This window comes from Oscillibacter sp., assembly GCF_032018205.1.
GTDB lineage: Bacteria > Bacillota > Clostridia > Oscillospirales > Oscillospiraceae > Oscillibacter.
Genome location: NZ_DALZOY010000001.1, coordinates 318,804 through 327,326, shown reverse-complemented (window position 1 = coordinate 327,326; position 8,523 = coordinate 318,804). Strand labels below are relative to the sequence as shown.

The window sequence follows — 8,523 nt, the reverse complement described above, 5'->3', positions numbered from 1 at the left end:
CTTGTTAGATGAGGAAAATTTCGCGTTCGGAGGACGTCAGTGTAGAGAATGTCTACCGCCTGGACGGCCGGGTCCCCATCGGCAAAGCAATTCCCTTCGGCCTACAGCATGTGCTTGCCATGTTCGTGGCAAATGTGACACCGCTCATCATTATCGCATCCGTCGCAGTGTACAATGGACAGCCCTTTACCGCGATAGAAACGGCGCGCCTGATTCAAAACTGCATGATTATCGCCGGAATCGGAACCATGGTACAGCTTTATCCCATCGGTTTTCTCGGCTCCGGACTGCCGGTTGTCATGGGCCTCAGCTTTACTTTCCTTGCCGCCTGCCTGTCGGCGGCGTCTAAGGACTACGGCATCATGGTCGGCTCCATTATCGTGGGCGGCTGCTTTGAGGGCGTTCTTGGCCTGACGGCAAAATACTGGCGCAAAATTATTACGCCGATTCTCTCCGCCTGCGTGGTGGTTTCCATTGGTCTGAGTATCCTGAGCGTGGGCGTTTCCTCCTTTGCCTCTTCCTCCGCTTACCCGCTGGGCTCTTGGCAGAATCTGCTTGTGGCGGTGATTACCCTTACCTCCGCATTCATCTTCCACACCTCGCTAAAAGGAATCGCCAAGCAGCTCTATGTTCTGTTTGGTATGCTGGTGGGCTACATCGTCTCTATTTTCTTCGGCATGGTGGATTTCGGCACAATGTCCTCCACCGTGCAGTCCCTCGGCGTGGTTGCCGTTCCGCAGTTGGTGGCGTTCAAGCCGCAGTTTGAAATCGGCTCCATCGTCTCCTTCTGTCTTGTATTCATCGTCTCCGCCGTGGAAACCATCGGCGACACCACAGCCACCTGCACTGGCGGCCTTGGCCGCGACATCACCGCCAAAGAGGTTTCCGGCTCCTTGTGCGTGGACGGATTTATTTCCGCGGTTTCCGGCGGCGTGTTCGGCTGCTCGCCAATCACCTCCTTTAGCCAGAATGTGGGACTGATCTCCATGACCCATGTGGTGAATCGCTTCTGCATTATGTTCGGCGCACTGGCGATGATCCTTGGCGGCCTGTTTCCGCCCATCGGCGCTTTTTTCACCACGCTTCCGGCTTGCGTACTGGGCGGCTGCACCGTCATCATGTTTGGTTCCATCATGATGTCCGGCATCAAGATGATGCATGAGGCAGGCATGAGCAACCGCAACACCCTGATTACTGCAACGTCCCTTTGTCTTGGCGTGGGCGTGACGCAGGTGGACGGTTTCTTTGATTACATGCCAAGCATGATCGGCGAAATCTTCGCAAACAACATGGTAGCAGGCGTGTTTGTTGTGGGGCTGATTCTGGAGATTTTCCTGCCCAAGGACCCCAAGTGCTACGAAAGCTAAGCATGTCCGGGGAAATTATGATTGCCTCATGCGCAGCATTTTTGGACGCTTGTTGAATCTGTCGCTTTCCCGCAGATAAGAAAGCATCAGGCATTGACCCAGCAATTGGGTTCCCCTCCTGTTGTTTAATAAGAAACAGGCGCCGAGAATACTCTCGGCGCCTGTTTTGTCAAGTTATGGCTGCGTATATTTCTAATGTGCGGCACATCCCGCGTGCCTGCCGTTTATCTTACCGCGCTTGGGCTAATCAGCTTCGCATGGTCGGGCGCGATCGGCTCCACCGTTTGAAGCAGGCCCTCATAGCGGGCTTGCGTGGTCTTTACAGAGCCGTGTCCCAGCGCGCGGCTAAGCGCCCCAAGCTCTCCGCCGCTGCTCATCCACATTAGGGCAAAGGTATGGCGGAGCATATGAAAATTCACAGTTTGTGGCAGGCCGCAGCTTGAGAGCATGCTCTGAAAGCGATACTGATAGGTGCGCGGTCCCAGCGGCTGGTCGTCGGTTCCCGTCAGAAAGTACGCCGTCCCGTCTCCGCCCCGCAGCAGCGTCCACATCTGCATGGACAGCCCGGTAGCCAGCGCCAAATCGCGGTATCCGCTGTCTTCCGGGTCATACGCAACAGTGTCCTGCCGCCCCTCGGCGCCGTCTGGGTCGCCGCAGCTCTGCCGCATTGTGACCCGCTGAAGAGTGCGGCGGACCTGAAGCCGGTCCTCCTCCAGCAAAAAATCAGAGTCCCTCAGCGCACAGATTTCGCTGAGCTTGATCCCCGTGTAAAGGCACAGCAGAAAGCCCGCATTGCTGCGGTCCAGATTTTCCGTCAGGTATTCTGTTAAGGCCGCAACCTGGCGGTCCGTCAGAGTATCCGTGTCCCGCTTGGGGTGCATGGACTTCACAAACACCCTTCCGCCATGGGATAAATCGGGGTCCCAGTTGACAAGCTTCATTCCCGCGTTCAGCACGCGGGAAATATCCGACACGGTCTTTCGGGACAGTCCGCCTTTCCCATCCATCCGTCCACTGCGCAGCCGCTCGTCCAAAAAACCACGAATGTCCGCCACGGTCAGATAGTCCACCACCGCTTCTCCCAGACACGGCAAAATATGCCGCCGGACAATCCGCTCGTAATTCGCATAAGAAGCGGCGTTCACCTCTTTGCGGGCCGCAGCCAGCCACAGCTCAAATACGCCCCGGACGGTCATCCCCTTATGAAGCTGGTCCCCCAGCACGCAGCTCCTGTTCTCCTCCGGCATTGGCTGTTCAACCTCATCTTTCATTTCATGAATTGCTTTTATCCTATTATTTTACCATTATCCTCCCTCTCTGGCAAGGGAATAAGCCGTCCCCTCCGTCCGTTTTATGAAATCTCCCCACCCGGTGGGGCAATTCCAGCGACATCTTTCAAATCTTTTGGCAAGTGCAAGAAATTCATTCGGCAATATCAAATATCCAGTCGTTATTATCAAATTCCAGTTGTACTTGTCCCGTGTATTTGTTATAATTTCGGCAACGCAACTTTTAAAGCCGTGGAAGGAGGACGCCGCCATGCCGGGGGAAAGCAAGCTGGTTTTGTCTGTCGTAAAGGCGTTTCGCCTGCTGGGCATTCTGTCCGAGGCGAAGGCTCCTTTAAGTCTCGCGGAGCTGAGCGAACGCTCCGGCTGGCCCAAGAGCACTGTATACGGTCTGCTCTCTTCCATGCGGGAGTCTTCCGCGGTGGAGCAGCAGCCCGACGGGCGATACTTTTTGGGCGTCCGCCTGTTTGAATACGGCTGCGCCGTCAGCGCCGGGTGGAGCATTTCGGAGCTGGCCCGGCCCTTTTTGCAGCATCTGGCATCCAAAACCGGCGAGTCGGTCTTTTTGTCCGTGCTGAACCGAAACGAGGCCATTACCATTGATCAGGTTCAAAGTCGGGCGGGGCTGCGGGTGGTGTCCGAGGTGGGAACCCGCCTGCCGCTTCACTGCACCTCGCAGGGCAAGGTTTTTCTCGCCGCCATGCCGGAATCCGAGGCCATGCGCATTCTGAAGCTCCAGCCCCTTTCCGCCTATACGCCCCACACGCCTGTCACATGGAAGGACCTTGCAAAGGATTTGGAAGCTGCCCGCCGGCAGGGCTACGCCGTGGAGGATGGGGAGTACAAAATCGGGCTGGGGTCGGTGTCCGCGCCCATTCGGGATGCCTCCGGACAGGTGAAATACGCCGTGGGCATCATCGGCATGTTCTACAAAGCCCAGTCCCGGGAATTTCGAGACGCTTTGCTTCTTACGCAGACCACCGCGGGCCAAATTTCCAGCGCCATGGGGTATCGGCAGGGAAAATAGCACCGCGCTGTTTGACGCTGTGCTTGCAGATCGCATTTACTTCCACGCTAAGTTAAGGCCCGCCTGTCCGGTTTTTACCGGACAGGCGGGCCTTTTAATTAGATACCGTCTTAAGCAACACGGGCCGAGTCACCCAGTGAGGCACAGGACGTGCTTTCAGCGTGTTGAGGGCGATTTTCTCAAATACCGGAAAGGTCAAAGTCCGGCGTGTATTCCTCTTTGGCGGAGGTGCGCTCCTGCAAATAGCCGTCGGTAATCCCGCAGTTTTCCATATACTGCGCGGCGGCGGTATATTCCGCCCTTGTCACCCGACGGGCAAGGGCCCCCTTTGCTCCCGGCTGGGGCGTGTACTGGGCCATCAGCGAGAACAGCACCTCCCCCGGCTGAAAGGCGGACGACACCCAGTCCAGCACCCGGCGGGTGTTTTCCAGCTCTCCCGGAAGCACCAGATGACGGATCAAAACCCCGGATTTCAGCCGTCCGTTCTCCATCTGATACGGCCCCGTCTGGCGGAACATCTCCAAAATCGCGGCCTTGGCCCAGTGGAAATAATCCTCCGCGCCGGAGTATTCCTTCGCGGGTCCGGGCAGCGCATACTTCAAATCCGGCAGGTAAATCTGCACCTTTCCCTCCAGCATCCCCAGCGTCTCCGGCTTTTCATAGCCGCCGGAGTTCCACACCACGGGAACCGGCAGAGGCCGATCCAGCGATTCGGCCACAGCGGGCGTAAAGTGGGTGGGGGTTACAAGGTCGATGCACGCCGCGCCCTTTTCAATCAGCTCTTCATAAATCTCACGCAGGCGGGAGACGCTTACGGGCTTTCCACAGTCTCCTTGGGAGATACTTCCGTTCTGGCAAAAGCTGCACCGCAGATTGCATCCGGAGAAAAAGACGCAGCCCGCGCCCCGGTCCCCCACAAGGCACGGCTCCTCCCATAAATGAAGCATGGCTTTCGCCGCCACAGGGATCAGCGGCATTTGGCACACGCCGCCGGAAACTGTATCCGTTCGCTCGGCCCCGCAGCTCCGGGGACAAATGCTGCAAATCACGGCTGCTCCACCTTGAAATCGGGACCAAGGTTTCCTTCCCGCCAGTGCTTGCGGCACAGGCCGATGTACTGGTCGTTGGCTCCCAGCACAACCTGCGCCCCCTCCTTCAGCACCCGGCCGCTTTTGTCAAACCGGGCGTTAAAGGAAGCTTTTTTGCCGCACCAGCAGATGGTTTTCACCTCTTCGATTTTATCCGCCATCACCAGCAGCTCCTCGCTGCCGGGAAACAGGTCGCCCTTAAAGTCCGCCCGCAGGCCATAGCAGATGACGGGAATGCCCGCGTCGTCCACCAGAGAGACAAGGTAGTCTACCTCCTCCTTGGTGAGAAACTGGGCCTCGTCCACAATGATGCAGGCGTTTTGCTGCAATTCCATGGGATTGATTTTCTGCATCTCGTCAAAATAGATGCAGGGATATTTCAGCCCGATGCGGGAGGACACCATATGGTCCCCGTCCCGCAGGTCCAGCCGGGGCTTCACCAGAAGCACCTGCTGGCCTCGCTCCTCATAGTTGAATCGGGTCATCAGTGCGTTTGCCGTTTTGCTGGAGCCCATAGCCCCGTATTTGAAGTATAGCTGTGCCATGCAGTTGTTTTCTCCCTCTTATGTCTCTTCCGTTTCGTTTAGTTCTCTTCCTTCGTTTCGTTCGCCGTAGCTTCCGCTTCGCCGTCCCCGTGCTCCGCCACGCTGATCTGCTCTTCGTAAGAAAGGGAATGCTCCTCCGGCTTCCTCTCGCCCAGCGGCGGATTCAGGTCCCGGATGTCCGTCACCATTTTGCGGCAGGCGGCACAATGCCACATGATTTTATACTGACAACCAAAGTCGCTCGGCTCGGACACGTCCACAGTCTCCGCAAAAAAACCGCTGGAGAAAAATCCCGGCTTTTTTTCCTGCCAGTACACACCCCGTCCGCCCCACAAATAGCCCTTGACCATATCTCCGCCGCACCACGGGCATTTCTCCGGCGGTCCCTCTTCCTCCTCCGGCTTGTCCCGGCTTAAACGGGACAGAAAAGTTTTCAAGGGCGTGTCCTTCTCTCCCGGCTGCTGGGCATAGCCGTCCTCTGCGCCCAGGCCCTGACGGACGGTCTTGAAATACGCCTTGAACTCGTCGGAGACGGTGGGTTTTTCCCCCTTATCCGCCTCCTTTTCCCTCGCTCTCTGGTGCTTTTCCCAATCGCTTTCCTCGTCCCGGTTCCAAAAAGCCATGGTAGTGCCTCCTTTGACGATGTTACAGCGTAAGCTGCATGAAAATAGTTCCCGGCAGCGGACTGTCGTTATACCGGGGAATCTCCTGAAACCCCAGCGCGCGGAACAGGCGGAGCGCGTCGGGCAGCATGGGAAGGGTGTCCAGCTTCATCTGCCGGTAACCAACCTCCCGCGCGTCGGAAATCAGCCGTTCCATCATCGCCCTGCCCGCGCCCTTCTTCCGAAACCGAGGGCGGACATACAGCCGCTTCACCTCGCAGCTCTCGTTGTCCAGCCGCCGCAAAGCGGCGCAGCCCGCAGGCGTTCCATCCACCCGGACAAGATAGAGCCGCCCGTCCGGCTTGCCGTATTTTTGGCGCAGATTTGCCAGCTCCGCGTCGCAGTGCTGCACCTGCAAATACGAGGCGAAGGGCGGCACTGCCAAAATCAGCGTATCCACGTATTCCTGAATCATGGAGCGCATGACCTCCGGCTGTTCATAAGCCAATTCCAATGTCAACAACATACCAGCAGTACCTCGCTTTCCGCTTACGTTTCAAACTCTGGCTTTTAAGACTTACAGCTCCAGCTCCATATAAATGGTTTCCGGCAAGGGGCTGTCGTTATAGCAGGGGATATTCTGAAATCCCCGCCGCCGGTACATGGTGATGGCCTGTGTCAAAAACGGCAGGGTGTCCAGCAGCATTTTTTGATAGCCGATCTCTCGCGCGTCCGCCAGAAGCCGGTCCAGCAGCACTCTGGAAATTTTCTGCCCGCGATATTGTGGACGGACATACATCCGCTTCAGCTCGCAGCGGGTGTCGTCCAGCTTTCGCAGCGCGGCGCATCCCGCCGCAGCGCCGTCCACCCGCGCAAGATACACCCGCCCATCCGGCAGGCCGTATTTGCCTTCAAGGTCGCAAAGCTCGGCGTCATAGTGCTGGAGGTTCAGATAGTCCGCAACGGATGGACTCTTCCGCACCAGCATCTCCGTATATTCCTGAAACAGCGAACAAATCTCGTCCTGACAGTCATATGCAAGCTCCACCGTCAAGCCCATGGGAAGGACCTCCTTCAAGCTGTTTTTCACCATGGTATTCCTCCAGTGCGGTTCTTGCCTCTTCCTTCATCCGGATGAAAGCCGATGGCACGGCCAGCCGTTCCAGCACCAATCCGTCCGCCCATAAAAAGTCCTCCGGCCCGTTGCCAGAAACCTCCAGCACATAACACGTCATATGCCACTCCACATGGGTAAAAATATGCTTCGCCGTCAATCGGCGCTTCCATACCCGGGGAGAAAGCGCCCAGCGGGCGCACAGATCGGCCGCCGCCGTCTCGTCCAGCGTGCCCTCTCCGTTGGGAAACTCCCACAGCCCTGCCAGCAGACCGCCCTCGGGCCGCTTGCGCAAAGCAATCTCTCCCCCCCGCAGGAAAAGGAACACGGTTTTTTCCTCAATCCGCCGGGCCTTTTTGGGGGACTTTACCGGCAAACGCTCCGCTGTTCCCCGGCTTCGACCAAGGCAGCGCGCCATAAGAGGGCACTGTACGCATTTTGGCGGGCCATTCGGCACGCAGACCACGGCCCCCAACTCCATCAGCGCCTGATTGAAAATGCGGATATCTTCCGGTTCTCCGGGCATCACCGCGCCAATTTGTTCCCGAACGGCTTTTTTCGTCCCGGAATCGGCAATGTCGTCATGACAGTCCGTCAGCCGGGTAAACACCCGGAGCACGTTGCCGTCCACCGCAGGTTCCGGCAGTCCGAAGGCCACGGAGGCCACAGCAGAGGCTGTGTAGTCTCCGACCCCCGGCAAGGCAAGAAGCCCCTCATAGGTATTGGGGAAGCGTCCCTCCATGGTCAAAGCCACAAGACGTGCCGCCCGCTGCAAATTTCTGGCCCGGCTGTAATAGCCAAGGCCCTCCCATTGCTTGAGAAGCGTCTCTTCCGACGCGTCCGCCAGCGCCTCCACCGTGGGAAACGCAGTGAAAAACCGCCCATAATATCCCAACACCGCCGCAACCCTTGTCTGCTGGAGCATCACCTCCGACACCCAAATACGGTAAGGGTCCCGGGTCTTCCGCCAAGGCAGGTCCCGGGCATTCGCACGATACCAAAAAAGAAGCGGCGAAACAATATCCGATAGAGTTGTCAGATGGGTACGGGGCATGATATACTGTACTCCTGAAAAGTAAATTTCAAGGCTCCGTCCTTCAGGAGGAACCATGCTCCAAGTATAGCATATTTCGCTGCATGGGGATATCCCTTTTTAAAATTTTTCGGAAGCTCTTTATACGCGGTCGGAGCAGGAGGATGATTTTATGAATTGGAAAAAAAGAGGCGGCCCCGGGCGCTACATCGCTCCCATTGCCTGCGCGGTTTTCATGGCGGTGCTGATGCTGGGCATGATTTGGCTGATGGTCTGGGGCTTTGAAACGGACCCGGCGGGCATTCCGCCTGCGCCGGTGGCGGCGCTGCTGTTGGCGCTTCCCGTGGCAGTGATTGTGGGCGTGATTTGTGCATTGATTCAGCGCCTGCGGGAGCTTGGCCAGGGAGAAGAAGAAGACGCGAAGCGCTATTGATTTTGGACCGGTGCGGGCGGCGCATATA

Annotated in this window: 10 protein-coding genes; 3 read left to right on the top strand and 7 right to left on the bottom strand. The window is 57.4% G+C overall.

What is annotated here, in order from left to right:
• Positions 1-8: 8 nt before the first annotated feature.
• A complete protein-coding gene (locus tag RTU96_RS01465; protein ID WP_312634542.1) occupies positions 9-1,367 on the top strand; it encodes a solute carrier family 23 protein in 1,359 nt (452 codons plus the stop codon).
• Positions 1,368-1,591: 224 nt separating this feature from the next.
• Here the strand turns inward: RTU96_RS01465 and RTU96_RS01460 are convergent, their stop codons facing one another.
• On the bottom strand, positions 1,592-2,638 hold the full coding sequence (locus tag RTU96_RS01460; RefSeq protein WP_312634541.1) for a site-specific integrase: 1,047 nt from the start codon (positions 2,636-2,638) through the stop codon (positions 1,592-1,594).
• A gap of 268 nt (positions 2,639-2,906) precedes the next feature.
• Between RTU96_RS01460 and RTU96_RS01455 the strand changes: the two genes are divergently transcribed.
• Entirely contained in the window at positions 2,907-3,680 is a 774-nt protein-coding gene (locus RTU96_RS01455; protein WP_312634540.1) for an IclR family transcriptional regulator, read from the top strand.
• Positions 3,681-3,859: 179 nt separating this feature from the next.
• On the opposite strand, the gene RTU96_RS01450 is transcribed toward RTU96_RS01455, so the two are convergent.
• Genes RTU96_RS01450 through mutY form a run of 6 tightly spaced genes read right to left on the bottom strand, consistent with a single transcriptional unit; the run spans position 3,860 to position 8,083 of the window.
• A complete protein-coding gene (locus tag RTU96_RS01450; RefSeq protein ID WP_312634539.1) occupies positions 3,860-4,729 on the bottom strand; it encodes a 4Fe-4S cluster-binding domain-containing protein in 870 nt (289 codons plus the stop codon).
• Complete coding sequence (locus tag RTU96_RS01445) at positions 4,726-5,313, bottom strand: thymidine kinase (RefSeq protein ID WP_312634538.1); 588 nt, start codon at positions 5,311-5,313, stop codon at positions 4,726-4,728. The genes RTU96_RS01450 and RTU96_RS01445 overlap by 4 nt, the downstream gene beginning before the upstream one ends.
• A 38-nt stretch (positions 5,314-5,351) precedes the next feature.
• Complete coding sequence (locus RTU96_RS01440; protein WP_312634537.1) at positions 5,352-5,936, bottom strand: PF20097 family protein; 585 nt, start codon at positions 5,934-5,936, stop codon at positions 5,352-5,354.
• 22 nt (positions 5,937-5,958) lie between these two features.
• Positions 5,959-6,441 carry a GNAT family N-acetyltransferase gene (locus tag RTU96_RS01435; RefSeq protein WP_312634536.1) on the bottom strand — a complete coding sequence of 161 codons (483 nt, stop codon included), beginning with the start codon at positions 6,439-6,441 and terminating at the stop codon, positions 5,959-5,961.
• 51 nt (positions 6,442-6,492) lie between these two features.
• On the bottom strand, positions 6,493-6,975 hold the full coding sequence (locus tag RTU96_RS01430) for a GNAT family N-acetyltransferase (protein ID WP_312634535.1): 483 nt from the start codon (positions 6,973-6,975) through the stop codon (positions 6,493-6,495).
• Positions 6,947-8,083, bottom strand: a complete 1,137-nt coding sequence (gene mutY / locus RTU96_RS01425) for an A/G-specific adenine glycosylase (RefSeq protein ID WP_312634534.1) — start codon at positions 8,081-8,083, stop codon at positions 6,947-6,949. Before mutY ends, RTU96_RS01430 begins: the two co-directional genes overlap by 29 nt.
• Positions 8,084-8,234: 151 nt before the next feature.
• On the opposite strand from mutY, the gene RTU96_RS01420 reads away from it, so the two are divergent.
• On the top strand, positions 8,235-8,495 hold the full coding sequence (locus RTU96_RS01420) for a hypothetical protein (RefSeq protein ID WP_312634533.1): 261 nt from the start codon (positions 8,235-8,237) through the stop codon (positions 8,493-8,495).
• The last annotated feature ends 28 nt before the right edge of the window (positions 8,496-8,523 follow it).